Source organism: Nocardioides sp. NPDC000445, from assembly GCF_040300245.1.
Lineage (GTDB): Bacteria > Actinomycetota > Actinomycetes > Propionibacteriales > Nocardioidaceae > Nocardioides.
In genome coordinates, this window is sequence record NZ_JBEPDH010000001.1 from 186,756 (window position 1) to 210,734 (window position 23,979).

Below are 23,979 nucleotides of genomic sequence, written 5' to 3' on the forward strand. Positions count from 1 at the left end.
GCGTGAGCCGAGAAGAATTCACCGACTTCTACGTCGGTGCCAAGGACCGCTGCCTGCGTGCGGCGATCGCGGCCGGCATGGATCCCGGCCGGGCCGAGGAAGCGACCGCCGAGGCCTTCGCGCGCGCCTGGTCGCGCTGGCCGACGGTCAGACTCGCCAACTCCCCCGCAGCCTGGGTCGTCCGCACCGCGATCAACGTGAACATCACCTGGTGGCGCAAGCGCCGCCGTGAGCTGACCGTCCCCGACACCCCCGAGCAGCTGCCCCGCGACGACCTCGACATCGACCACGACCTGGTGGAGGCAGTACGCCGGCTGCCACCGCGCCAACGCCAGGTGGTCGCACTGCGCTATTTCCTCGACCTCGACGCCGAGACGACCGCCCGCGAGCTGGGGATCGCTCGCGGCACCGTCTCCGCCACGCTCCATCATGCGCTCACGAATCTGCGGCTGCAGCTGGCCGACCCCGAAGGGATGCTGTCATGAACGACATCGAGACCCTGCTGCGTAACAGCAACCGCCAGACCATGGACCTCCCGGCCATCGAGATCCTGCGCCGGGGCGACCGGATGCGTCGCCGGCGCCGCGGCGCGAAGGTGGTCGCCGCCGTCGCTGCCTTCTCACTTGCCGGGATCGCGGCGTACGTCGCGGTCCCCGACCGGCTGATCGACTCGGAGATCGCGACCCCGGAGCCGCCCACCCAGAAGACTCCGGTCGACTGGTCCGGCAACCCGACCAACCTCACTCCCGAGGAGCTCGACGTGCTGAGCGATCGGTGTCTGATGACGGCCTGGGCCGACGTGAAGTCCATGTACGCGGACGCACCCGTGACGACCAATGCCATCAACCCCGACGAGGCCGAGCAGATCCCGGAAGGCACCTGGCCGTTCCTCGCCGAGAAGCGTGGTTCGACGGCGATGGCGGTCTTCGACGGCCGCGACTACGAGGTGACCTGCTCGACGGTGCACGACGCCAGCCGGAGCGCCGACAGCGACCCCGACCTCGCGGGGGCCTTCGGCGTGCCCCAGGTCTGGGGCGTCTTCGCCGAGACCGGGCCGTGGGAGGACTTCTCCCGTAGCGGCACCAGCGCGGGTACGGAGTTCATGCTTCCCCTGCCGGAGACGATGGACGTCGCCAAGGTGGTCTTCACCTCGAGCGGGGAGGAGATCCCGGCCACCATCGTCAACGGCGTGGCGGTCGCGTGGATCGACCACGACGTCGACGTCGAGTCAGCGGACTTCCGTGCCTACGACGCCGACGGCGATCTGGTCCATGGCGAGGCACCCGAACCGCCGACCACCGAGTGGACCGAGACCGCGGAAGGGATCCGGGTGGCGCGATCACTCGGCAACGAGACGGTCGAGTCCGCCTGGTTCTGGGTCGGCAAGCAGCGGTTCGACGCGACCATCACCGAGGACAACGTGGCGGTCGCGGTGATCCCGACAGGAACACTCACCACGGACCAGCTGAACAGCCTTCAGATCCAGGGCGTATCCCCCGAGGGTCTCTACCTGCGCGGATGCACCGGAAAGCCCTGCGGCCCTTAGCGCTGGGCCGCGACGTACCTCTCCGCCGCGGCACGCGGCTTGTCCCCGAGCCCGTCGATCCCGATGAGGCTCGGGAGCAGGCTGCGGTCGGTGGTGAGCGCCTTGAAGAGCGTGGAGACGGTGATGCCGTGGTCAGGTCGGTGGACGAGGACGATCTCGTCGCCGGCCTGCAGCTGCCCCTCCTCGAGGACACGCAGATAGGGGCCCGGCCGGGCCTCCTGGGTGAACTTCTTGACCCACCGGGCGTTGTCGTAGCCCGAGACGCCCATCCAGTTCTTGAAGTCGTTGCACGGCGTACGCACGCTGCAGACCTGCAGCAGCACCGTCCCGATCCGCCACTGCTCCCCGACCAGTGCCGCGTTGATGTCGATCCCCTCGGTGGTGAGGTTCTCGGCGAACTGGCCGTCGCGAAGCGTCCCGCCCAAGCGCGATCCCCACACGTCGAGGTCCTCGCGGGCGAAGGCGTAGACCGCCTGCTCCTCGCCGCCGTGGTGGCGGCGGTCCGTCTGCGTGTCGGTCACGATGCCCTCCTTGCCGACCGTCACCGGCTCGGGAGTGGCGAGCTTCTCGATCGAGGTGGCGCCCACCTCCGCCCACTCGGCGGGCTTGGACTGACCGACATTGACGCTTCGTACGATGGGCATGGCGCAGATTCTCCTGGCTGCGCCGGATCGAGGCACGCGAGTTTCTCAGTCCTGGACGGCCTTCGCGACCGAGATCATCGCGGTGATCCAGTCTTTGTCGGGGGTCCGGTTGTCCTCCAGCTCACCCTTGACGTTGACGACCAGCCGCAGCACCGCCCAGGCCCGGGCCCGGTCCTCGTCGAGCTCGGCGGCGTCGACGAGAGCGAAGAATCGCGTCCGTACGCCGTCGCGGATCCGACCCGCATACTCGTCGAAGCGGTTCCAGAGCATCGGCGCGAGCTCGTAGTGCGGGTCGCCGGAGAGGGGCTTCGGGTCGATCACCAGCCACTCCTCACGATCACCCTGGAGAACGTTCTCGTAGTGGAGATCGGTGTGGATCAACGTCCCGTCGGTGGCCTCGTCGACGGCGAAGTCGCGAGCGATCGAGCGGGCCTGCTCGACCATCCGCGGCGGCACCGGAAGCCGTCGCTCCTTCTCTCCCAGCTCGCTCGCCCAGCGTGCGGCCTGCGCTGACAACGTACGCAGCTGCGGCGGAGCCGGGACATGGAGCCGCCGGTAGGAGCCGCCCACGATCTCGCACGCCTGCACGTCCCAGAGCTCCGAGAGGTCCTCGGTGTGCAGCCGTTCCAGCAGCAGCGCGAAGCGCTTCGGGTCGGCCCGGAGAAGGCGTACGGCACCCCGGCCACCCCAGGTCTGCAGCGCCAGCGCCTCGTGCTCGGCCTCCCAGTGCGGCCAGCCGACCTTCAGCACCGCAGCCTCGCCCCCGGTGGTCCGCACGGGAACGACGACCGCGGTGTTGCCGTGCGTCGCCTCGCCATCAGGTGTCAGCGACCACTCCTGGAGCAGATCGCGCACCAGCCCGGGCAGCCGGTCGAGCCACGCCGCCCAGTCGGGACCGTTCGCCGCGAGTGCCACGAAGGAGTCCGGCAGCGGCGTCACGCGAGCCACCTTAATCCGCTTCCCAACCCCGGACGGATCGGGCAGGTTGTGCCCATGTCACTTCCAGAGTCGATGGGGACCAGAGGTGTTCCCTACCCGCCCGAGCGCTACGACGGCGAGGCCGGTGAGGTCTCGGCGTTCCACCGTCCCGACAGCACCCCGCCCGATCTGTCCTACCCCAACGGCGTGAAGGTCGACTATCTCGCCACCGGAGCGACGACCGCAGGTGACTACGGGCTCTACCGCTGGCACTTCGGGCCCAACGAGACCGGACCCGGGCCCCACTTCCACCGGGCCGTGGCCGAGTCCTTCTACGTGCTGACCGGGACCGTGCGGATCTACAACGGCGAGGAGTGGATCCCGGCCGGTGCCGGCGACTTCGTGCACGTGCCGGTCGGCGGCCTGCACGGGTTCCGCAACACCACCGACGAGCCCGCCTCGATGCTGCTCCACTTCACCCCGGGTGCGCCGCGGGAGGGCTACTTCGAGGGGCTGCGCGAGCTGGCCGAGGGCACCGAGCTCGGTCCGGACGAGATGGCCGAGTTCTACAAGCTCCACGACAACTACTGGGTCGACTGAGCGACCTTCAGGGCCTCGATCCCCATCCGGACGATGGGGCTGGTGGTGTCGGCTCCGATCGCGGGGTCGTCCAGCCCGATCCAGGCGGCGTAGTCGGTGGTGCCGTCGACCTCCAGCGTGCCCAGCTCGCCCCCGACGATCCGTGCCTCGAAGACCACCCGGGTGGACTGGTAGGGCCGGCGACCGGGGTCGAACGGCACCACGTAGACATCGGTCGTCAGCGGAGCCCCGACCTCGACGTCGTAGCCGGTCTCCTCCTTCACCTCGCGCACGACTGCGGCGGGCATCTGCTCGCCGTAGTCGACGCCGCCACCCGGCAGCGTCCACCCCGGGTCGTTGCGGTGGTTGCCGTTGAACCAGCTCAGCAGGATCCGCCCCGCGTCATCGACGATGACGGCGTACGCCGCCACCCGGGTGTCGTAGTCGGTGAAGTGCATCACCGCGAGACTAGCGCGGACCAGCCGGAAGTCAGTCGAAGACGAACGCGGTCGCGTCCTTCGGGAACGAGGTCCAGGCCCGGATCCGCCGCGGATGCACCGCGGGCGTCCCCTCGATGTAGTGCTTCGCCTCGAAGACGTTCTCGCCGTACTCGGGATACTTCGCGTTGAGCAACCCGGCGATCTCCTCGGCGACCTCGGGGGCGAAGGACGTCGTCCGCACCTCGCCCTCGATGACAACCAGCTTCCACGGGTCCGGCAGGTTCACCGTCACCTTCGGATGCTCGGCCGCCAGCCGCCGGTGCAGCGTCTCCGGGCTGCCGCCGTAGACCAGCTTGTCCTCGAACCAGATCCCGTCCAGCGGCGTCACGTGCGGACTCCGCCCCGGCCTCTCGAACGCGAACCAGAACTGCTTCGCCTCGACCAGCTGCTGACGTACGTCCTCCCAGGCCAGCAGTTCGCTCGGCGTGCCGTACCCCTCCGGAAACCGAATCTGTTCTGTACGCATGTGTGCCACTCAACCATCGCCCGCGCCTGGCCGACCCGACCGTTCTTGCGCATGGGGTGGCACAACCTTTCACTCCACCACGCGCAGCGCAGACGGGATATCCATCCGCCGCTCGCGGCGTATTCCGAACACGGGCGCCACCGCGACGACGAGAACACCGACGGTGAGGGTGCTCAGGAGGGTCACCGTCGAGAGCGTTGGTTCGACGAGCAGCTCCGGAGTCACGTCATCGAACCCGGACACGATATAGCTGAGCGCGACATAGCCACCGGCGAGCCCCACCAATGTCCCTAGCAGACCGATGATTGCGCTCTCCACGATCGCCATCACCATCACCAGTCGCGTAGGAACCCCGAACGCATACATGGTGGCATGCTCTCGAGTGCGTTCGTCGGCGCTGATGCTGGCGGAGTTGAACGCGATCAACATCGCAAGCAGCAGTGTGGCCACCTCGATGATGCTCAGGATCCCGGTGAACTGCCCCAAGGCGTTGTCGAGCACCTCCGCGAAGCTCGACGCGGGCTCGACAGCAGTGACCGCCGGCAGCCGGAACAGGCTGCGGGTCACCTGGTCGGCATCGCCGGCGGGCACGACGACGACCTGGTTGACCACACCGGCCAGACCGAATCTGGTCGCTCCCTCGCTGTCGAGATAGGCGAAGGTCCGCCACGGATCGGGGTGGAGTGCTCGAACCGGGATCTGGCTGGTCACGATCCGGAGCCCACTCTCGCCCAGCACCGGATGGCGTACGGCAAGCACATCCCCGGGCGTCACGTCGAGATCATCGGCTGCCTTCTCCGACAGCACGATGCCGTGATCGGGCCCAGCGTCGCTGACCAGGGTGGGCGTCCAGATCTCGTTCGCGAAGTCGAGAACCTGGACGACCGCTTCCAGATCACCGCCGCCGCTACGAAGCGTCGCGGGGACGGCGAGCTGAGCCTGCGCCTCGGCGACGCCATCGGTCTCGGTGACCGCACGCGAAAGGTCCGAGCCGGTGGGATAGAACGTGTCGAGAGTGACGACCAACCGCTCGGGACTGCTGTGCTCGACCTCAGCGGCATTCGCATCACCAGCAGCGTTGAACGTGTCGAGCAGTCCCAGGACCGCCACCAGCGACGTCATGGCCGCGGCAACCCCGAGCGCGGTGAGCAACGTACGACGAGGCGCGCGCAGAACGTTGCGCAGCGACATCGACACGTAGGTCCTGCCTGGCAGGCGGAGCTTCGTGACCAGTCTCAACAGACGTCCACCCGGCCGTGCGGAACCGAAGGCACCTGACCGGATGGCATCGACCGGCGACATCCGTAGGGCTCGGACGATCGGAACGATCGTGGCGAGCACGGGGATGGCCAGGCCGAACGCAGCGCCTTCGGCAAAGCGACCGGCCTGGAACGGCGTCTCCCAGATCGGCAGCGGAAGCAGGTCGGTCATCACTCCTCGCATCGCGACCCCGGTCAGCCAACCGACCCCGATTCCGGCCACGACGCCGATGACGGAGATCTGTAACCCGACGAGCATCGGTCGGATCGCCAGCACCCATGGCGGGACTCCCAGGGCCATCCCGGCGCCGATCTCACGACGTTGAGCCTCGATCATCCTGGTGACCAGGTTGAACGCCGCGAACGCCGCGCCGAAGAGGATCAGGAAGGCGAACACATTCCAGGTCGTCTGGTCGTTGTGGGCGTCCTCGTACAGCGCCCGATGGACCGGGTCCTCCGCCCTGGTGGTGACCGTACCGCCGAACGGCTCCACCGCGGCGGTCAACTGCTCACGCACCCGCTTCACGTCGCCCTCCGGCCGCAGGCGTATGACCAGGTCGTTCACCTGGTCCGGGCGACCACTGACCTCCTGGGCGGCGGCAAGCGGCATGAAGACCACGGCGAAGCCGGTCTCTCCCAGCACCATCCCGCTTCGGCCCGTGACCTGGAAGTACTCGGGTGTGTAGCCGGTGCCGACATACTCGACCGGCGTCCCGGCGCTGACCGAGAGTCGGCCTCGCGTCGCGAGTTCGTGCTCGTCGGCGAACTTGGACTCCAGCACGGCGATGCTCTTCGCCTCATCACCGGCACGCAGACCTCGCCCATGGGCGACGTAGAGATCGTCGACCCGAGACGCACCGGTCGGCATGCCGACCACCTCGCCCGGGACGAGCAGTTCGTTGCTCCTGGTCGAGGCATCCACCAGGGTCGGCACCACCAGTCGTTCGACCGCGGCCTCGATCGACGAGGCGCTCTCGATATCGGCCACAGCGCGTTCCAGGGTGCCGGCCGCCACGAACCCGCCATCCGGAAGCTCCACCCGCAGGTCGTGCATGTGCAGGCTGCTGTAGCTGCGATCGTTGGACTCGATCCGCCATGCGCTGGTGCCGCCCAGGCCGGCGTACACACCCGTTCCAACGGCTATCACCAGCGCCAAGGCCGTCACCAACAGCCATCGTCGACGGAGGTCGCGCCATGACCACCGGACCAAGAGCCGGAGGGACCATGGGCTGATGGCGGCTACCAACGTACGTCCTCGGTGCGGCTCTTACCACCGACGGGCGGCCCGTCACTCACGATACGGCCGCTCGACAGCTCGATGACGCGGTCCCCGACTTTCGAGATCTCGCGGTTGTGGGTCACCACGAGCACCGTCTTGCCGGACTCGGCCTGCTGCTGGAGCAGCTCCAGGATCTGCACACCGGTACGGAAATCGAGCTCACCCGTCGGCTCATCGGCGAGCAGGATGGGGTTGTCGGTGGCGAGCGCACGGGCGATCGCGACCCGTTGCTGCTCACCGCCGGAGAGCTGGTGAGGGAAGTGGTCCATCCGGGCGCCGAGGCCGACCCGCTCGAGTACCTCCCGGGCAACGTCCGCTGCCCCCGGACGGCCGGCGACATCGGCACCGAACTGGACGTTCTCCGCCGCGGTGAGACCCGGGAAGAGATTGAAGGTCTGGAAGACGAAACTGACAGTCCGTCGCCGTAGGGCGAACCGGTCACGCTGTGACGCGCCCGTCACGTCCCGGCCGTTGAGAGCGACCCTGCCCTCGGTCGGGCTGTCGAGGAGCCCGATCATGTTCAGCAACGTGGTCTTGCCGCTTCCCGATGGCCCGAGAACCACGACGAACGCGTTCTCGTCCACGTGGAGGTTCACCTCGGAAAGCGCGGTGACCGTGGAGTCGCCGACGACGTAGCGCTTGGCCAGGTCGTCGAGATCGATGCGGGTGCCCACCGACCGATCGGGCGACGACAGGCGGAGGTGCGTGGAAAGGCTTTCGCTCACCCATCCAGGCTCACCGGGCACTCTGAGAGCCGGGAGTGCCGAAGGCCCCCAGATGTCGGGACCACCGACCGTCCGGCCGGCTCAGCCGGCCACCTCGAACGGCCTCACATGAGCAGCTGAGACCGACCGAAGCCCGTCTGCTATTTCTTCCCGGCAGACTTGTCGGTGGAAGGCTGAGTGGTGGAGAGCGCGGCGACGAAGGCCTCCTGGGGGACCTCGACGCGGCCGACCATCTTCATCCGCTTCTTGCCCTCCTTCTGCTTCTCCAGCAGCTTGCGCTTACGCGAGATGTCGCCGCCGTAGCACTTGGCGAGGACGTCCTTGCGGATGGCGCGGATGGTCTCGCGGGCGATGACGCGGGCGCCGATGGCGGCCTGGATGGGCACCTCGAACTGCTGCCGAGGGATGAGCTCCTTGAGCTTGCCGGCCATCATCACGCCGTAGCCGTAGGCGGCCTCGCGGTGGACGATCGCGGAGAACGCGTCGACGGGCTCGCCCTGGAGCAGGATGTCGACCTTGACCAGGTCGGCGGCCTGGTCGCCGCTGAACTCGTAGTTCAGCGAGGCGTACCCCTTGGTCGAGGACTTGAGCTGGTCGAAGAAGTCGAAGGCGATCTCGCCCATGGGGAGGACGTAGCGCATCTCGACGCGGTCCTCGGAGAGGTAGTCCATGCCGCCGAGGGTGCCGCGCTTCTTCTGGCACAGCTCCATGATCGTGCCGATGTAGTCGGACGGCGAGAGGATGGTCGCGTTGACGACCGGCTCGCGGACCTCGCGGATCTTGCCCTCGGGGAACTCCGAGGGGTTGGTGACGATGTGCTCGGAGCCGTCCTCCATGATCACGTCGTAGACCACGTTGGGAGCCGTCGAGATGAGGTCGAGGTTGAACTCGCGCTCGAGACGGTCGCGGGTGATCTCCATGTGCAGCAGACCGAGGAACCCGACGCGGAAGCCGAAGCCGAGCGCGCCCGACGTCTCCGGCTCGTACGTCAGCGCCGCGTCGTTGAGCTGCAGCTTGTCGAGCGCCTCGCGCAGCACCGGGTACTGGTCGCCGTCGATCGGGTAGAGCCCCGCGAAGACCATCGGGTTGGGGTGGGAGTAGCCGCCGAGCATCTCCTTGGCCGGGCGGTTGTTGCCGGTGACGGTGTCACCCACGCGCGACTGGCGTACGTCCTTCACGCCGGTGATCAGGTAGCCGGTCTCGCCGACGCCGATGTGATCGGCCTTGACCGGCTCCGGGCTGATCACACCAAGCTCGAGCATCTCGTGGACCGCGCCGGTCGACATCATCTTGATCTTGTCGCGGTGGGTCAGCTTGCCGTCGAAGACCCGGACGTAGGTGACCACGCCGCGGTAGGTGTCGTAGACGGAGTCGAAGATCAGCGCCCGCGCGGGGGCGTCCGGGTCGCCGACGGGAGCCGGGGTCTGGGCCACGATCTCGTTGAGCAGCCCCTCGACACCCAGCCCGGTCTTGGCCGAGACCTGGAGTACGTCCTCGGGCTCGCAGCCGACGAGGTTGGCCAGCTCCAGGGCGTACTTCTCCGGGTTGGCCGACGGCAGGTCGATCTTGTTGAGCACCGGGATGATGTGCAGGTCGGCACCCATCGCCAGGTAGAGGTTGGCCAGCGTCTGCGCCTCGATGCCCTGTGCCGCGTCGACGAGCAGGATCGCCGCCTCGCACGCCTGCAGCGACCGGGACACCTCGTAGGTGAAGTCGACGTGGCCGGGGGTGTCGATCATGTTCAGCACGAACGTCTTGTCGGCATCCTCGCCCTCGGTGACCGTCCACGGCATCCGCACGGCCTGGGACTTGATCGTGATCCCGCGCTCGCGCTCGATGTCCATCCGGTCGAGGTACTGTGCCCGCGCGGCACGCTCGTCGACCACACCGGTCAGCTGCAGCATCCGGTCGGCCAGCGTCGACTTGCCGTGGTCGATGTGGGCGATGATGCAGAAGTTGCGGATGATCGCCGGATCAGTGGAGCCGGGCTGTGGCGCGGAGTGAGTCACAGGCTGCTTTCGTAGATGCTCAAGAACGGGGGCGGGTACGTCACCGCCTAGTGTCCCACGCTCAGTACTGATGGAACCAAAGCGGCAGCTGCACCGACTCGCCCGGGCAGGTCACGTTGCGGTCGCGGCCGTCCTCGAGCCACTGCACCATCACCGCGGCACCGCCCTGGAACATCCACTCGCCACCGCACCGCTCCAGGGCCGCGGCCCGCGATGCCTCGCCCGCCGGGCGCCACTCGGGCAGCTGCAGCTGCAGGTCGCCGACGATCGGCGTCCACAGGCCCTCGATCGAGTAGACCCCGACCCGCTTCCCGGCGTCCTGATAGCCGGCCACGGCGCCCAGGACCACCGCCTGGTTGGCCTCGATGTCGCCGGACCACTCCCAGACCGCGACCGGCTCGACGTCGAGCCAGACCGAGGGCGACTCCAGGCCGGCGCGTTCCATCTGCTCGAGGTTCCACACCGCCTGCTGGTAGCCGACGTTGGTCAGCCGACCGATCTTCGTGTCCGGGTCGCCCGGACCCTCCTCGCCCCGCTCGCGGAGGGTGGCGGCGGTGGGATAGGAGGTGACCGCATAGGCCGAGGTCATCACCTTGTTCTGCTTGGCCCACTCGACCTGCGAGGCCAGGCACGGGTTGGGGGTGAACGCCGGACCGTTGGTGAGCCCGATGACCACGTACTCCGCCGAGGCGAGCGGCATCGGCAGCCCCAGCGTCCGGCGCTCCTTGATGCCCATCCCCTCGGAACACTGCGGCCAGCTCATGTCACCGCCCTCGACGATCCCGCGATCGTCAGCAGGTGGGACGGATGGGATCGCCAGCGACTCGGGCGCACGTGGTGGCACGCTCGCCGACGTCACCGGCGCCTCCGGCGTCGGGCTCGCGGGCATCGACGGCGAGCCGGTCTCCGCCTCGGCCGGGGGTTCGGCGGCGCAGCCGAACAGCACCGGCGCCGCCAGGACCAGCAGCACAGCGGCGAACACGTTCCTTCTTGCCCACATCACCGCAGATACTGCCACCCGCATCCCAGCGGGTCACGCCTGCGCGAAGTCGTCCCCCATCACCGGCCGGATCTCGATCGGCTCGCCGAGGACCGCGACGATCCGCGACACGATGTCGATGGCGCGCTCCTGGCTGGCCACGTCGATGACCGCGAAGCTGGCCATGACCTCCTTCAGCTCGGCGAACGGGCCGTCGGTCGCGACCGGACCGTTCTCGCCCGGCCGGACGGTGACCGACACGGCCGGGTGCCCCAGGCCCTCGGTGCTGACCAGCTCGCCGTTGGCGACCAGCTCCTCCTCGAACTTCTGGTACTCCGCGAACGCCGCGAGTGCCTCCTCGGAGGCCGTCTCGGAGGCGTCCCACGCGTCGGCGGGCGTGTATCCCAGCAGCAGGTATTTCATGCCTCGAAACTAGACCCTCGAAACTAGGCTCTGTCGGCATGACCGGACCGGCGGCACTCGAGGACCTGCTGCGGACCGAGGCGCCGTACGTCCTGAGCGCTCTGGTCCGCCGCTTCGGCCGGTTCGAGGCCGCCGAGGACGCGGTCCAGGAGGCGCTGCTGGACGCCAGCATCCAGTGGGCGCGCGACGGCGTTCCGGAGAACCCGCGTTCCTGGCTGACCAGGGTCGGCTACCGGCGGATGGTTGATCTGCTCCGCTCCGAGCAGGCGGCTCACCGCCGCGAGCTCCAGATCGGGATCGCCGAGGTGGTCACGCCGGCCGGCCCGGCGGCGGAGACCGACGACAGCCTGACGCTGTTGCTGCTCTGCTGTCATCCGGCGCTGTCGCGGACCGGGCAGGTGGCGCTCACGCTGCGCGCCGTGGGCGGGCTGACGACGACCGAGATCGCCCATGCGTACGGCGTCCCCGAGAACACCATGGGCACCCGGATCAGCCGGGCGAAGCAGACGCTGCGCAAGGCCGGCGCCCGGTTCAGACCGCCTGGGGAGAGCGAGCGCGCCGATCGGATCGGTGCCGTGCTCGACGTGCTCTACCTCGTCTTCAACGAGGGCTACACCGCCACCGCCGGCCCCGAGCTGGGCCGGGTCGACCTGGCGCACGAGGCGATCCGGCTGACCCGGATGCTCGCCCGGATCGCTCCGGGCGAGCCCGAGGTCGCCGGCCTGCTGGCGCTGATGCTGATCACCGAGGCCCGGCGGCCGGCCCGCACCGACCCCGACCTCGGCCTGGTGCCGCTGGCCGAGCAGGACCGCACCCGGTGGGATCGCGCGCTGATCGAGGAGGGGCTGGCCGTGCTGGCGGAGGTCTGGGGCGCCGGTGATCCGGGCCCGTTCCGGCTCCAGGCGGCGATCGCCGCGGTGCATGCCCACGCGACGTCGGCCGCGGACACCGACTGGCACGAGATCCTCGGCCTCTACCTCCTGCTGGAACGTACGCTGCCGACCGCACCGGTCCGCCTGGGACGCGTGGTCGCGGCGGCTCACGCGTTCGGCCCGGCGGTCGGCCTGCAGCTGCTGGACGAGCTCGACGCCGAGCACGGCCTCGCCGGCGATCCGCTGACCGCGCAGCGGGTCCTGGCGGTGCGTGCGCACCTGCTGGACCAGCGGCGCGACCCGTCCGCCGCCGCCCAGTTCCGGGCGGCGGCGGAGCTGACCGCCAACGAGGCCGAGCGCGACTACCTGCTCCGGCGCGCGGATCAGGCCCGCGTCATCGTCGACTCGTAGCCGCCCTGGCCGGCGTAGTCCCACTCGCCGGTCATCACGTCGCCGGTCTCGTCGAAGGTGCCGACGAACTTCACCGGCGAGCCCTTCTCCCCGCCCCAGATGGTGAGAGTGTCGCCGTCGAGCTCGTAGACGTAGTCGAGGGTGGCGCCGGTGTTGTCGTAGTAGCGCGAGTGCACGTCGGCGCTCGGCTCCTCGCCGAAGGGGCGCAGGTTGCCGATCACCTCGATCCCGGTCGTGACCTGACCGAACTGCTCCAGGCGTACGTCCTGCAGCAGGAAGTAGCCGCCTTCCATCCAGCGGTAGGTCACCTCGCCCTCCGCTCCGCCGGTCACCTTCCAGGTGCCGATCAGCCGGTCCAGGGCGCGGACGCCGGGGCTCGGTGCGGGCAGTGCGGGCATGGCGTACTCGTCGTTCATGATGTCGCTCCTCGTGTGCGGCCGGCGTCTCCGGCCTTCACCCCTCTCTCGGAGCCCGCCCGAGGATCTCGACATCCGGGTGAAAGAAACTTTTCTTTCACCCGGGGACGGCACCCTTCGCGTACGTGTTCACCGACACGACCCGCGGAACTCACCGGTCGTTCCGCCGGAATCGGCAGGTTTGGCCCATGACCCCACTCAACCGCCGCTCCGTCCTCGGCCTCGGTGCCGCCGCCGGTGCCGGACTCGTCATCCCCACGACTGCAGCAGCCGCCCACGCCGCCCCCGCCTCCGCCCCCGCCTTCGTCCGCGGCAACCGACCGACCCTCACCCACGGCGTCCAGGCCGGCGACGTCGGCGCCCGCGGCGGCGTCCTGTGGAGCCGCGCGGACAAGACCTCCCGCCTGGTCGCGGAGATCTCGGCCGACGAGTCGTTCCGCCGGGCCCGGCCGGTCAGCGGCCCGGTGGTGACCGCACGCAGCGACTTCACCGGGGAGCTGAAGGTCGACGGCCTCGAGGCGGGGCGTGACTACTTCTACCGGGTCCGTGCCGTCGACCCCGACGACCCACGACGCGGCAGCGCCTGGGAGCTGGGCCGGCTGCGTACCGCTCCCGCACGCCGCCAGGACATCCGGTTCCTCTGGTCCGGCGACATCGCCGGCCAGGGCTGGGGCGCCAACCCCGACTTCGGCGGCTTCCGGATCGCGCCCGCGATGGCGGCGCGCGAGGCCGACTTCTTCCTGAGCTCGGGCGACAACGTCTACGCCGACGGCCCGCTCACCTCGACCGTGACCCTCCCCGACGGCCGGGTCTGGAACAACATCGTCACCGAGGAGAAGCACAAGGTCGCCGAGACGCTGGCCGAGTTCCGCGGGCAGTACGCCTACAACCTGCTCGCCGACAACTGGCGCGCGTTCCTCGCCGAGACGCCGATCGTGGCGCAGTGGGACGACCACGAGGTCACCAACAACTGGTACCCGGGCGAGATCCTCCCCGACGACGGCCGCTACACCGAGCGCCGTGTGGATGTCCTCGCGGCGCGCGCGAAGCAGGCCTTCCACGAGTACATCCCGGTCGGCGACGCCTCCCCCGACCCCGACGGCCGGATCTACCGCAAGCTCTCCTACGGACCGCTGATGGACCTGTTCGTCCTCGACATGCGCACCCACAAGGACGCCAACACCACCAACGCCGAGACGAGCGCCGACGGCGGCGTGCTCGGTGAGCGTCAGACGAAGTGGCTGCTGCGCGAGCTGGCTGCTTCCCGGGCAACCTGGAAGGTCATCGCCGCCGACCTGCCGATCGGCCTGGTCGTCCCGGACGGTCCGCTGCAGGAGGGCATCTCCCAGGGCGACGCCGGCGCCCCGCTCGGCCGCGAGCTCGACATCGCGACCGTGCTCTCCGGGCTCAAGCGCCTCGGCATCCGCAACCACGTCTGGCTGACCGCCGACGTCCACTACACGGCCGCGCACTCCTACTCGCCGGACCGTGCGTCCTACCAGGACTTCGACCCGTTCTGGGAGTTCGTCTCCGGCCCGCTCAACGCCGGCGCCTTCGGCCCCAACAAGCTGGACCCGACCTTCGGTCCGGCGGCCGAGTTCGTGGCCGCTCCCCCGGCCGCCAACACCTCGCCCGCCGACGGCTTCCAGTTCTTCGGCGAGGTCGAGATCGACGGACGTACGCAGCAGCTCACCGTCACCCTCCGTGACGTCGACGGCGGTGCGCTATTTACGAAGACGCTGGACCCGAGTTTCCGTTAAGGTCTGCCGGCTAGGGCGTGTCTCTGCGAAGACACGCCCTAGCCGTCTCCCGTTCGGGCCCAGGAGGACCAGCAGACCATGAGCGAAATTCATGTCGTCCCCAAGGACATGAAGACATCCATCGGCATCGCCACGGACGCCGAGAGCGCCGTACGCAAAGCCGATTCCGCCGGCTATCTGAGCAAGGCGGGCGCTGCGGTCCCAGGGGCGGAGTCGGTCGGCTACATGTCCGATCTCGGCACCCGCTGGACCGATGAGACGAAGGCCGCGGCCGACAGCTCTCAGAAGCTCGCCGCGGAGATGCAGAAGGCTCTCGACGAGTTCGAGGCCGCTGACCAGGCCGCCGGCGACAAGGGTGGAAAGGTCATGGGCCCGAACTGATGGCGATCAAGTTCGGCCAGGTCAAGACCTGGAAGGCAGCACCACTGGGTGACGCCGGCGACGGACTCAAGGCAGACCTCCGCAAGCTGGAGACCAGCCGCGACGAGCTCGAGGCCAACGGCGTGGCCAAGTCCTGGACCGGTGCGGCCGCCGACGCCGCCCGCGGCCACCGCGACACGCTGGTCAAGCAGCTGAGCGGCCACATCACCGGCAAGCAGCAGATGCAGAAGGCGCTCTACGCCGCCGAGCCCGAGGTCGAGGCCATCGAGCGTCTCGTCGCCGGGATCCTCGACCGGGCCAAGACCAACGAGTTCACCGTCGGTGACGACGGCTCGGTGACCAGCACCGCCACGCCGCCGACGTTCAAGAGCCGTTTCGAGGCCGAGGAATGGAGCAGCAGCCGTCAGTTCGTCGCGCAGGAGATCGCCGACGACATCACCGACGCCCTCGCCAAGGCGGCCGGTGTGGACCAGATCCTCACCGACGGCATCCCGACCGGCACGGACAAGGATCTCGATCACACCCGTGACGAGCGCGGCCTGGCTTCCCCCGAGGTGACCGAGCGCTGGGCCCAACTCACCGATGCCGAGCGCAAGGCGATCATCGACCAGAAGATCGAGGAGCTCGCCGAGGAGTACGGCGTCGATGTCGAGGACATCGTCTGGGACGCCCAGGGCAGCACCAACGGCTACTGGAGCGAGGACGACCACACCGTGCACCTCAATCCGGGCAATGTCGACAATCCCGACATCCTGCACACCGTGGCTCACGAGATGCGCCATGCCCGGCAGTACGAGGCGATCGAGGACAACAACGACTTCCAGTTCTGGTGGGAGGACGACCCCTTCGACGAGCACAGGGAAGACGGGATCACCGAGGAGCAGGCCGAGGACTGGGAGGAGAACTTCGACGACTACAAGAGCACCGACAACGGCGACACGTACGAGGAGTACTACAACCAGCCCGTCGAGGCCGACGCCCGCAAGTCCGGTCGCGAATATCTCGACAACCTGACCGCCGCTGAGCTCGACCGTCTCCTGAAGGAGTCGAAATGACGACGTACGCCGACCTGGTCACCGCCTACCTCGACGCCCCCGGCCCCGAGACGCTGGCGCCGCTGCGCCGCGCGGTCCGCAGCTCCGCCAACTTCACCGTCGACCTCGACCTCAGCACCGTCGACAAGCTGCTCGACGAGGGCGCCTACGCCGAGGCCGCGACCGCGCTGCGGGCACTCATGCCCGGGGCGATCTTCAGCCCGTCCGCCCACCTGCGCCTGGCGACCGCCCTGGAGCGCTCCGGTGAGGAGCGCTCAGCGGCTCGCGAGCGTCAGGTCGCCAGCGCTGCGCTGCGGAGCATCCGGGCGACCGGCGACGGCACCCTGGAGCATCCCTGGACGGTGCTGCGGATCAACGACGAGTACGACCTGCTCCGCGCCCTGAAGAAGGTCCCCGGCCGCCAGGATCTCCTGGAGGCCGACGGGCGGCGTATCGACCGCCACACCTGCACCGACGGGACCCTCGTCCACTTCGACGCGACCGCGCTCGTCTGATGGCGATCACGTTCGGCCAGGTCAAGACCTGGAAAGCCGCGCCGCTGGGTGACGCCGGCGACGGGCTCAAGGCCGACCTCCGCAAGCTGGAGACCAGCCGCGACGAGCTCGAGGCCAACGGCGTGGCCAAGTCCTGGACCGGGGTGGCCGCCGACGCCGCCCGAGGGCATCGCGACGGCCTGGTCAAGAGCCTCAGCAGCCACATCACCGCCAAGCAGGAGATGCAGAAGGCGCTCTACACCGCCGAGCCCGAGGTGGAGGCGATCGAGCGCCTCGTCGCCGGGATCCTCGACCGGGCCAAGACCAACGAGTTCACCGTCAGCGACGACGGCACGGTGACCAGCACCGCCACCCCGCCGACCTTCAAGAGCCGTTTCGAGGCCGAGGAGTGGAGCAGCAGCCGTCAGAACATCGCCCAGGAGATCGCCGACGAGATCGAGAAGGCCCTCGCCAAGGCCGTCGGCGTCGACGCGATCCTCGCCCGCGGCCTGCCGACCGGCATCAACGAGCAGGGCGACGAGTACGGCAACATCGACCCGGCCATCGCGGAGAAGTGGGAGACGCTCACCATCGAGGAGCGCAAGGCCGTGCTCGAGGAGATGGTCAAGAAGATCGCCGAGGAGAGCGGCGTCGACATGCCCACCATCGACTGGTCCGATCTGGAGAACGACGACTGGAGCGACGGCAGCATCACCTACGGCTACTGGAACGACGAAGAGCCCACGATGGCGCTCAACCCCAACGTGCTCGACGACCCCGGCCAGCTGATCAACACCGTCGCCCACGAGGTCCGTCACGGTCGCCAGCACGAGGCCATCGACGACAAGAACGACTGGCAGTTCTGGTGGGAGGACGACCCCTTCGACGAGCACAAGGAAGACGGGATCACCGAGGAGCAGGCCGAGGAGTGGGAGGAGAACTTCGACGACTACAAGAGCACCGACAACGGCGACTCCTTCGACGAGTACTACAACCAGCCCGTCGAGACCGACGCCCGCAACTCCGGCCGTGACTACCTGAACAACCTCACCGAGGAGGAGTTCAACCGGCTCCTGGAGGAGTCCCGATGACGACGTACGCCGACCTGGTCTCCGCCTACCTCGACGACCCTGGTCCCGAGACCCTCGGGCCGCTTCGCCGCGCCGTCCGCGGCGCGGCCAACTTCACCGCCGATCTCGACCTCGACTCGGTCGACAGGCTGCTCGCCGAGGGGTCGTACGCCGCGGCCGCCGCCGAGCTTCGGCGGGCCATGCCGGGGGCGATCTTCAGCCCCTCGGTCCACCTGCGGATGGCCACCGCGCTGGAGCAGTCCGGCGAGGGCCGGGCCGCCGCCCGCGAGCGGCAGGTCGCCGGTGCCGCGCTGCGCAGCATCCGCTCCACCGGCGACGGCAGCGAGCAACATCCGTGGTCGGTGCTGCGTATCAACGACGAGTACGACATGCTCCGAGCCCTCGACAAGGTCCGGGACCGCCAGGACCTCGTCGAGACCGGGGGCCGTCGACTCGACCGCCTCACCTGCACGGACGGCACCGTCGCCTACTTCGACGTGTCCTCGTTCGCCTGACCGATCTCTCCAGAAGGACCGATGAAACCCCGAACGTACGTCCTCAGCGTCCCGCTCATCGGCGTGCTCGCCGCCGCGCTCCTGGCCGGGTGCGCCGGCGACCCCGACCAGGACGGCTGCGACATCTCCGCGCTCGGGACGTCCGGCGGCACGATCAGCCTGGCCGCCGCGGTCATGCCGTCGCGGGTCGACGCCGGCTCGCTGGTCACCGACCCCGACGGGAAGTACGTCGTGGCCAGCTGCACCGACGGCACCTGCCGCTGGAACGCCGCCGGTGGTGCGTACGAGACGATCTCCGACACCGGCTATGGCGCCATCAGCCCCGACCTCACGCTCGTCGCGCGGAAGGTCGGCTGCTCGGACATCGCGCTGGTCGAGGTGGACGGCGACAAGCAGGTCCAGCGGCTCGAGGGCCTGCCGAACCCGCAGGTCACCGACGCCAGCCCGGTCGGCGAGATCGCGTTCAGTCCTGACGGTCGGTTCGTCGCCGGCGCCGGACTCGAGGGCGACCTGATCGTCTGGTCGGTCGAGGACGGCGACGAGGTGGCGAGCACCGATCTCGGCAACGGTGTCGGATCGATCGCGTTCAGCCCCGACAGCAAGCAGGTGGCGGTCGCCTCCGGCGACAGCGTCTCGATCCTCGAGGCCGAATCGGGCGATGAGGTCGGCACCCTCGTGGCCGCGAACGTAGCTGACCCGGTCTGGAGCCCGGACGGCCGCTGGATCGCCGGCGCCACCACCGAGGGCTACCCCACGATCTGGGACGCCGAGACGCTCGAGGCCGTCGAGACGCTACCTGATCACCCGGTCGGCGCCGTCGCTTTCTCCCCCGACTCTCGCACGCTGGCTGTCACGAGCGCCTCCGCCGATGCCGAGCTGGTCCTGTGGGCACCGAAGGCGCTGGGCGGTACGGGCGAGTCCCGTGACCTCGTCCGGTCCGCGGTGCCGGGTTCGAACGTGATCTTCAGCCCCGACGGGAAGACTCTCTACACCGCGTCGGCCGAGGAGGGCATCGCCGCCTGGGACATCGCCACGGGCAAGCCCGCCGCACAGCTCGACCAGCCGCCGATGTCCTAGCTTCCCGTGCCGTGGTGCGCTGGCGCTTCGTGGCCGGCGTACACAAGGATGTGGTCGTGAGCGCGATCCCGACGAACATCCCGCACGGGCAGACCGCCCGCCGCCTGGAGTGGCCGCACCTGCCCCCGTTCCTGCGGTCCTCGATCGAGAAGCGCCTCGGCGGTGGGCCGGTGGTCTCGGCGGAGTCGCACGGGGCCGGGTTCACGCCGGGGTTCGCCTCGATGCTGACCTGCCAGGACGGATCTCAGCACTTCGTGAAGGCGGCCTCCGCCAAGGCGCAGCGCGACTCCGCCGCGCTCTACCGGGAGGAGGCCGCGAAGCTGAAGAAGCTCGCCGGCTGGGTCCCCGCCCCGAAGCTGAGATGGTTCGACGACGGCGAGTGGGTCGTCCTGGCCTTCGAGCACATCGAGTCGCGGCTGCCGTCACGGCCCTGGACTCCCGCGGACCTCGAGGTCGTCTCCCAGGCGCTGGTCGAGACCGCCGCCGCCCTCACCCCGGCCCCGGGCATCGGCTGGCCGACCTTCGCCGAGGAGCACGCCTCGTACCCCGGCTTGTGGGACCGGGTCGCCGGCTACCCGCACGCCGACCGGGCGGCCGAGATCGCCGCAGGGTTCGCGGAGCACACCGCCGGCGAGACGCTGGTCCACCTGGACGTACGCGACGACACCATCCGCATCCGCCCCGACGGCGGCGTGCTGCTGGTCGAGTGGACCTGGCCGGTCCTCGGCGCCGACTGGATCGACTCGCTCCTGCTGCTGGTCGGACCACGCGGTGACGGCCTCGACGTCGAGTCGATCCTGGCCACCCATCCGCTGCTGTCGCAGGCCGCACCGGAGGCCATCGACTCCGTCCTGGCCCTCTTCGCCGGCTACTTCCTGGCCGCCGCCGACCAGCCGGTCAAGACGACCTCGCCCCACCTCCGCAGGATGCAGCGGTGGCAGGGCGAGGTGTGTCTGGACTGGCTGGCGGAGCGCCGGCGGTGGGATCAGGACCCGGCGTAGAACGCGTCGATCCGCGCCTGCTCCTTCGCCTCGACGACGTTGCGCTTCACCTTCAGCGACGGGGTGAGCTCACCGCTCTCGACGGTCAGGTCGTGCTCGAGGATCTCCCACTTCTTGATGGTCTCCCAGCGGTTGAGGCCGGCGTTGAGCTCGTCGACGTAGCCTCCGATCAGCTCACGCACCTGCGGCGAGGTGACGATCTCCTCGTACGACTTCCCCTCCAGACCGTGGGAGGCGCCCCAGGCGGTGATCGACTCGGGGTCGAGGGCGATCAGGGCGCTGACGAAGTTGCGGTTGGCACCGAAGACCAGGAACTGGCTGGTGTAGGGGCACAGCGCGGCGAACTTCGACTCGATCGCCGGCGGCGCGACGTACTTCCCGCCCGAGGTCTTGAAGAGCTCCTTGATCCGGCCGGTGATGGTGATGTAGCCCTCGTCGTCGATCGAGGCCTTGTCACCGGTGTGGTACCAGCCCTCGGCGTCGAGCGCCTTGGCGGTCTCCTCGGGCAGGTTGTGGTAGCCCGGCATCACGTGCGGGCCGCGGATGAGCAGCTCGTCGTTCTCGCCGATCTTCACCTCGCTGCCCGGGAACGCCTTGCCGACGGTGCCGAGCTTGTTCTCCGTCAGGGTGCCGACGGACGCGCCCGCGGCGTTCTCGGTCGAGCCGTAGCCCTCCATGATCAGGATCCCCGCGGCTCGGAACCACTCGGCGATCTCGCGGTTGAGCGGAGCCGAGCCGGAGATGAAGAACCGTACGCGGCCACCGAAGCGCTCACGCACCTTGCTGAGCACCAGCTTGTCGAGCACGGCGTGCTTGAGCGCCATCGAGGTCGGCACGGACTTGCCCTCGCGCAGCAGCCGGTCGCGGGCGATGCCGTTGGCGAAGGCGGCGTCGAAGAGCTTCTTCTTCACACCACCGTCGTTCTCGACCATCATCGTGATCCTGGCGTGCACCTTCTCGAAGATGCGCGGGGCGGCACCCATGAAGGTCGGCTTCACGATCGCCAGGTTGTCGACGATCTTGTCCATCCGGCCGTCGATCGCGGTCGGGAAGCCGCAGGCGATCTGGACCGAGAGCAGCACCTTGCCGAAGACGTGCGACATCGGCAGCCACAGGAACTGCAGGTCGTCGGGGCCGAGCACGTCGCCCTTGGCCCGGAACACCTCGCCCTCGTAGACCCAGGCGCGGTGGAGCAGGCGTACGCCCTTCGGCCGGCCGGTGGTGCCGGAGGTGTAGACCAGCGTGGCCAGGTGGTCCGGGGTGATCTTGGCCGCGGTCTCCTCGATCACGTCCGGGTGGTCGGCGAGGTACTTGTCGCCGATGGCCGCGAGGTCGTCCAGACCGATGACCCGCTCGCCGTCGGTCTGACCGTCGAAGGTGATCACCTTGACGATCTCGGGCAGGTCGGCGGCCCTCTCGGCGATCTTGGCGAGCTGACCGTCGTCCTCGGCGAAGACGAAGCGGCACTCGGCGTCACCGAGGATGTAGGCGGTGTCGTCGACGTTGGTCGTCGGGTAGACCGTCGTGGTGGCGCCACCGGCGAGCATCACCGCGAGGTCGGCGATGATCCACTCGTAGCGGGTGGTCGAGGCGATGCCGACCCGCTGCTCGAGCTCGAGGCCGAGCGAGACGAGGCCCGCGGCGAGGCGGCTGGCCAGGTCGCTGGCCTCCTTCCAGGTCAGCGACTTCCACTCCTCTCCGCCTGCCTCGGTCGTCGAGCCGACCACGGGATAGCGGAACGCTTCCGCATTCGGGGTCGCCTTGACCCGGTTGAGGAAGTGAAGGGCGAAGTTCGCCGGCATCTCGTCGAGGAATGCGAGATCGATCGCGGACTGGGTCGGCATGATTCTCCTGGCCTGCAGTGTGTGCGTGGGGGGTGAACGGTGGGCGGTTAGCACGAGAGGGACCGCGCGGGGGACCCTAGACGCTGGAGCCGAGCCGCAACAGGGGGTTCCGCCGGAAATCTCGTGACCGAGATCACCACAGCCTACCCCGGAGTAGCTACGGGAGGTACGGCGATTTGAGGCCAAACGACGCGAGTCTGTAATCTTGACCGCAAGCGTGTTCGCGTAGGCCTCTCCCCTCTCATTTCCCCGAGGGGCCGGATTGAGAGCTCGCACCACCACACGTCGAAGCACTGGAGATCATTCACCCATGGCGAACATCAAGTCGCAGATCAAGCGCAACAAGCAGAACGAGAAGGCGCACGAGCGGAACAAGGCCGTCAAGAGCGAGCTCAAGACCGTCATCCGCAAGTTCCACGCCGCCGCTGAGGCCGGCGAGAAGGACGCGGCGGTCGAGACCGCCAAGGTCGTCGCCAAGAAGCTCGACAAGGCCGCCTCCAAGGGCGTCATCCACAAGAACCAGGCCGCCAACCGCAAGTCGGCGATCGCCAAGAAGGCTGCCTCCCTCTGAGGTAAGCCCCACCGAAGCCCCCGTCCTCCGCGACGGGGGCTTTCGCATTTGCCGAGGCGTCACTCACGTCGGCCGAGGCGTCACTCACGTCGGCCGAGGCGTCACTCACGTCGGCCGAGACGTCACTTAGCTGCCGTCTCGACCGACCGGACTGACGCCTCGACCGACCGGGGTGACGTCTCGACCGACCGGGGTGACGCCTCGGCGGGGTCAGCGCTGACGGAGAGCGGCGATCGTGAGGACGAGGCGCTCGAGCGTGTACGCCGGGTCGCTGGCGGCGCCCTTGAGGTCGGCGTCGGCTCGGGCGACCGAGCGGAGAGCCTCGCCGATGCCTTCGCGGGACCAGCCGCGGGCGAGGCCGGCGATGGACTTCTGCTTCCAGGGCGGGGTGCCGCTGTCGCGGATCCCGGCGACGTGGTTGGCGACCGTGCGCAACTGCCCTGCGACGGCGGAGAGGACGTAGACCGGGGAGGAGCCGGTGTCGAGCGCCCAGCGGATCTCCTCGAGGGCCTTGACCCGGTCGCCGGAGATGATCGCGTCCGCGATCACGTAGTTCTTCACCTCGGCGCGGCCACCGAAGTATTGCTTCACGTGCTCCAGGCCGAGCCGCTTCGCCTCGTTGTCGGAGGCGAGTTGGCTTGCCGCCGCCGACAGGGCGCGGAGATCCTGACCGACCGCCTGGATCAGGAAGTCGGCGCCCTCCTCGTCGATACTCCCGCCGTGCAGCCGCACCTCGGCCTTCACGAAGCTGCCGAACTCACGCGCCTTCAGCTCGACTGACTTGTGCTCGGTCACCTTCGGGAGCTTGCGGAGCTTGGCGAGCGTGCCGCTGCCCTTCTGCCCACCACCGTGGACGAGGACGAGCGCGACCTCCTCCGCGGGCATCCCGGCATAGTCCATCAGGCCCGCCACCGACTCGTCCGGCAGGTTCTCGAGGTTCCGGACGACGACGCACCTGATGCTCGAGAAGAGCGACGGTGCGCTCAGCTCGCCGAGCGTCGCCAGCGTCAGGTCGGCAGCGGTCGCCTCGGAGATCTCAGCCTCGGCGTCGTAGGCCTTGACCGCTGCCTTCGCGGCCGCGACCGTACGCTCCCCCAGGAACTCCTCCTTGCCGGTCACCAGCGTCACCCGACCCAGGACGTCGGAGGCCGAGAGGTTGCCGGTGGGGCTCGGTGCGGAGGCGGTGCGTGCCATGCTCAAACCCTC

General features: G+C 68.9%; 25 protein-coding genes. 13 read left to right on the forward strand and 12 right to left on the reverse strand.

Annotation, left to right across the window (positions count from 1 at the left end; genetic code table 11):
* Nucleotides 1-2 precede the first annotated feature (2 nt).
* A complete protein-coding gene (locus ABT304_RS00905; protein ID WP_350712910.1) occupies nt 3-485 on the forward strand; it encodes a sigma-70 family RNA polymerase sigma factor in 483 nt (160 codons plus the stop codon).
* Entirely contained in the window at nt 482-1,546 is a 1,065-nt protein-coding gene (locus ABT304_RS00910; RefSeq protein ID WP_350712911.1) for a hypothetical protein, read from the forward strand. Before ABT304_RS00905 ends, ABT304_RS00910 begins: the two co-directional genes overlap by 4 nt.
* Here the strand turns inward: ABT304_RS00910 and ABT304_RS00915 are convergent.
* Entirely contained in the window at nt 1,543-2,190 is a 648-nt protein-coding gene (locus ABT304_RS00915; RefSeq protein ID WP_350712912.1) for an MOSC domain-containing protein, read from the reverse strand. The two genes, ABT304_RS00910 and ABT304_RS00915, sit on opposite strands and share 4 nt — an antisense overlap.
* A 45-nt stretch (nt 2,191-2,235) precedes the next feature.
* Nucleotides 2,236-3,129 carry an aminoglycoside phosphotransferase family protein gene (locus ABT304_RS00920; RefSeq protein WP_350712913.1) on the reverse strand — a complete coding sequence of 298 codons (894 nt, stop codon included), beginning with the start codon at nt 3,127-3,129 and terminating at the stop codon, nt 2,236-2,238.
* A 54-nt stretch (nt 3,130-3,183) separates the two neighbouring features.
* Between ABT304_RS00920 and ABT304_RS00925 the strand changes: the two genes are divergently transcribed.
* On the forward strand, nt 3,184-3,708 hold the full coding sequence (locus ABT304_RS00925; RefSeq protein WP_350712914.1) for a cupin domain-containing protein: 525 nt from the start codon (nt 3,184-3,186) through the stop codon (nt 3,706-3,708).
* Here ABT304_RS00925 and ABT304_RS00930 read toward each other — a convergent pair.
* From ABT304_RS00930 to ABT304_RS00960, 7 genes are all read right to left on the reverse strand, one after another.
* Nucleotides 3,693-4,145, reverse strand: a complete 453-nt coding sequence (locus tag ABT304_RS00930) for an NUDIX hydrolase (protein ID WP_350712915.1) — start codon at nt 4,143-4,145, stop codon at nt 3,693-3,695. The two genes, ABT304_RS00925 and ABT304_RS00930, sit on opposite strands and share 16 nt — an antisense overlap.
* 31 nt (nt 4,146-4,176) lie before the next feature.
* Complete coding sequence (locus ABT304_RS00935; protein WP_350712916.1) at nt 4,177-4,653, reverse strand: pyridoxamine 5'-phosphate oxidase family protein; 477 nt, start codon at nt 4,651-4,653, stop codon at nt 4,177-4,179.
* A gap of 69 nt (nt 4,654-4,722) precedes the next feature.
* Nucleotides 4,723-7,059 carry an FtsX-like permease family protein gene (locus tag ABT304_RS00940; RefSeq protein WP_350713198.1) on the reverse strand — a complete coding sequence of 779 codons (2,337 nt, stop codon included), beginning with the start codon at nt 7,057-7,059 and terminating at the stop codon, nt 4,723-4,725.
* 92 nt (nt 7,060-7,151) lie between these two features.
* Nucleotides 7,152-7,865 carry an ABC transporter ATP-binding protein gene (locus ABT304_RS00945; RefSeq protein ID WP_350712917.1) on the reverse strand — a complete coding sequence of 238 codons (714 nt, stop codon included), beginning with the start codon at nt 7,863-7,865 and terminating at the stop codon, nt 7,152-7,154.
* Between the two features lie 191 nt (nt 7,866-8,056).
* A complete protein-coding gene (gene lepA / locus ABT304_RS00950) occupies nt 8,057-9,925 on the reverse strand; it encodes a translation elongation factor 4 (protein WP_160028190.1) in 1,869 nt (622 codons plus the stop codon).
* 61 nt (nt 9,926-9,986) lie between these two features.
* Nucleotides 9,987-10,907: a glycoside hydrolase family 25 domain-containing protein gene (locus ABT304_RS00955; protein ID WP_350712918.1), complete on the reverse strand. Its 921-nt coding sequence runs from the start codon at nt 10,905-10,907 to the stop codon at nt 9,987-9,989.
* Nucleotides 10,908-10,958: 51 nt separating this feature from the next.
* Nucleotides 10,959-11,327, reverse strand: a complete 369-nt coding sequence (locus ABT304_RS00960; protein WP_350712919.1) for a YciI family protein — start codon at nt 11,325-11,327, stop codon at nt 10,959-10,961.
* 38 nt (nt 11,328-11,365) lie between these two features.
* Here ABT304_RS00960 and ABT304_RS00965 point away from each other — a divergent pair, with 38 nt between their 5' ends.
* Nucleotides 11,366-12,610, forward strand: a complete 1,245-nt coding sequence (locus ABT304_RS00965; protein ID WP_350712920.1) for an RNA polymerase sigma factor — start codon at nt 11,366-11,368, stop codon at nt 12,608-12,610.
* Here ABT304_RS00965 and ABT304_RS00970 read toward each other — a convergent pair.
* Complete coding sequence (locus ABT304_RS00970) at nt 12,583-13,026, reverse strand: hypothetical protein (protein WP_350712921.1); 444 nt, start codon at nt 13,024-13,026, stop codon at nt 12,583-12,585. The genes ABT304_RS00965 and ABT304_RS00970 overlap by 28 nt on opposite strands.
* 188 nt (nt 13,027-13,214) lie before the next feature.
* Between ABT304_RS00970 and ABT304_RS00975 the strand changes: the two genes are divergently transcribed.
* From ABT304_RS00975 to ABT304_RS01010, 8 genes are all read left to right on the forward strand, one after another.
* Nucleotides 13,215-14,786, forward strand: coding sequence for an alkaline phosphatase D family protein (locus ABT304_RS00975; protein WP_350712922.1), 1,572 nt, complete (start codon nt 13,215-13,217; stop codon nt 14,784-14,786).
* 78 nt (nt 14,787-14,864) lie between these two features.
* Complete coding sequence (locus ABT304_RS00980) at nt 14,865-15,167, forward strand: hypothetical protein (RefSeq protein ID WP_350712923.1); 303 nt, start codon at nt 14,865-14,867, stop codon at nt 15,165-15,167.
* Nucleotides 15,167-16,222 (forward strand): hypothetical protein, encoded by a 1,056-nt coding sequence (locus tag ABT304_RS00985; RefSeq protein WP_350712924.1) that lies wholly within the window; start codon nt 15,167-15,169, stop codon nt 16,220-16,222. Before ABT304_RS00980 ends, ABT304_RS00985 begins: the two co-directional genes overlap by 1 nt.
* Nucleotides 16,219-16,716 carry a DUF4919 domain-containing protein gene (locus ABT304_RS00990; RefSeq protein ID WP_350712925.1) on the forward strand — a complete coding sequence of 166 codons (498 nt, stop codon included), beginning with the start codon at nt 16,219-16,221 and terminating at the stop codon, nt 16,714-16,716. Before ABT304_RS00985 ends, ABT304_RS00990 begins: the two co-directional genes overlap by 4 nt.
* Entirely contained in the window at nt 16,716-17,786 is a 1,071-nt protein-coding gene (locus tag ABT304_RS00995) for a hypothetical protein (RefSeq protein ID WP_160028172.1), read from the forward strand. The genes ABT304_RS00990 and ABT304_RS00995 overlap by 1 nt, the downstream gene beginning before the upstream one ends.
* Nucleotides 17,783-18,280 carry a DUF4919 domain-containing protein gene (locus ABT304_RS01000; RefSeq protein ID WP_350712926.1) on the forward strand — a complete coding sequence of 166 codons (498 nt, stop codon included), beginning with the start codon at nt 17,783-17,785 and terminating at the stop codon, nt 18,278-18,280. The genes ABT304_RS00995 and ABT304_RS01000 overlap by 4 nt, the downstream gene beginning before the upstream one ends.
* Before the next feature lie 21 nt (nt 18,281-18,301).
* Nucleotides 18,302-19,357, forward strand: coding sequence for a WD40 repeat domain-containing protein (locus ABT304_RS01005; RefSeq protein WP_350712927.1), 1,056 nt, complete (start codon nt 18,302-18,304; stop codon nt 19,355-19,357).
* Between the two features lie 56 nt (nt 19,358-19,413).
* Nucleotides 19,414-20,358: a hypothetical protein gene (locus tag ABT304_RS01010; protein WP_350712928.1), complete on the forward strand. Its 945-nt coding sequence runs from the start codon at nt 19,414-19,416 to the stop codon at nt 20,356-20,358.
* Here the strand turns inward: ABT304_RS01010 and ABT304_RS01015 are convergent.
* Entirely contained in the window at nt 20,343-22,202 is a 1,860-nt protein-coding gene (locus ABT304_RS01015; protein WP_350712929.1) for an AMP-dependent synthetase/ligase, read from the reverse strand. The two genes, ABT304_RS01010 and ABT304_RS01015, sit on opposite strands and share 16 nt — an antisense overlap.
* Nucleotides 22,203-22,512: 310 nt before the next feature.
* Between ABT304_RS01015 and rpsT the strand changes: the two genes are divergently transcribed.
* Nucleotides 22,513-22,773, forward strand: a complete 261-nt coding sequence (gene rpsT / locus ABT304_RS01020) for a 30S ribosomal protein S20 (RefSeq protein ID WP_160028162.1) — start codon at nt 22,513-22,515, stop codon at nt 22,771-22,773.
* 210 nt (nt 22,774-22,983) lie between these two features.
* On the opposite strand, the gene holA is transcribed toward rpsT, so the two are convergent.
* Complete coding sequence (gene holA / locus ABT304_RS01025) at nt 22,984-23,967, reverse strand: DNA polymerase III subunit delta (RefSeq protein WP_350712930.1); 984 nt, start codon at nt 23,965-23,967, stop codon at nt 22,984-22,986.
* Nucleotides 23,968-23,979: the final 12 nt, after the last annotated feature.

Bases quoted from the DNA above. Each gene is read 5' to 3' on its own strand.
- ABT304_RS00910 (WP_350712911.1), top strand. From the start codon at position 482: ATGAACGACATCGAGACCCTGCTGCGTAACAGCAACCGCCAGACCATG.
- ABT304_RS00915 (WP_350712912.1), bottom strand. From the start codon at position 2,190: ATGCCCATCGTACGAAGCGTCAATGTCGGTCAGTCCAAGCCCGCCGAG.
- ABT304_RS00925 (WP_350712914.1), top strand. From the start codon at position 3,184: ATGTCACTTCCAGAGTCGATGGGGACCAGAGGTGTTCCCTACCCGCCC.
- ABT304_RS00930 (WP_350712915.1), bottom strand. From the start codon at position 4,145: ATGCACTTCACCGACTACGACACCCGGGTGGCGGCGTACGCCGTCATC.
- ABT304_RS00935 (WP_350712916.1), bottom strand. From the start codon at position 4,653: ATGCGTACAGAACAGATTCGGTTTCCGGAGGGGTACGGCACGCCGAGC.
- ABT304_RS00960 (WP_350712919.1), bottom strand. From the start codon at position 11,327: ATGAAATACCTGCTGCTGGGATACACGCCCGCCGACGCGTGGGACGCC.
- ABT304_RS00965 (WP_350712920.1), top strand. From the start codon at position 11,366: ATGACCGGACCGGCGGCACTCGAGGACCTGCTGCGGACCGAGGCGCCG.
- ABT304_RS00970 (WP_350712921.1), bottom strand. From the start codon at position 13,026: ATGAACGACGAGTACGCCATGCCCGCACTGCCCGCACCGAGCCCCGGC.
- ABT304_RS00975 (WP_350712922.1), top strand. From the start codon at position 13,215: ATGACCCCACTCAACCGCCGCTCCGTCCTCGGCCTCGGTGCCGCCGCC.
- ABT304_RS00980 (WP_350712923.1), top strand. From the start codon at position 14,865: ATGAGCGAAATTCATGTCGTCCCCAAGGACATGAAGACATCCATCGGC.
- ABT304_RS00985 (WP_350712924.1), top strand. From the start codon at position 15,167: ATGGCGATCAAGTTCGGCCAGGTCAAGACCTGGAAGGCAGCACCACTG.
- ABT304_RS00990 (WP_350712925.1), top strand. From the start codon at position 16,219: ATGACGACGTACGCCGACCTGGTCACCGCCTACCTCGACGCCCCCGGC.
- ABT304_RS00995 (WP_160028172.1), top strand. From the start codon at position 16,716: ATGGCGATCACGTTCGGCCAGGTCAAGACCTGGAAAGCCGCGCCGCTG.
- ABT304_RS01000 (WP_350712926.1), top strand. From the start codon at position 17,783: ATGACGACGTACGCCGACCTGGTCTCCGCCTACCTCGACGACCCTGGT.
- ABT304_RS01005 (WP_350712927.1), top strand. From the start codon at position 18,302: ATGAAACCCCGAACGTACGTCCTCAGCGTCCCGCTCATCGGCGTGCTC.
- ABT304_RS01015 (WP_350712929.1), bottom strand. From the start codon at position 22,202: ATGCCGACCCAGTCCGCGATCGATCTCGCATTCCTCGACGAGATGCCG.
- rpsT (WP_160028162.1), top strand. From the start codon at position 22,513: ATGGCGAACATCAAGTCGCAGATCAAGCGCAACAAGCAGAACGAGAAG.
- holA (WP_350712930.1), bottom strand. From the start codon at position 23,967: ATGGCACGCACCGCCTCCGCACCGAGCCCCACCGGCAACCTCTCGGCC.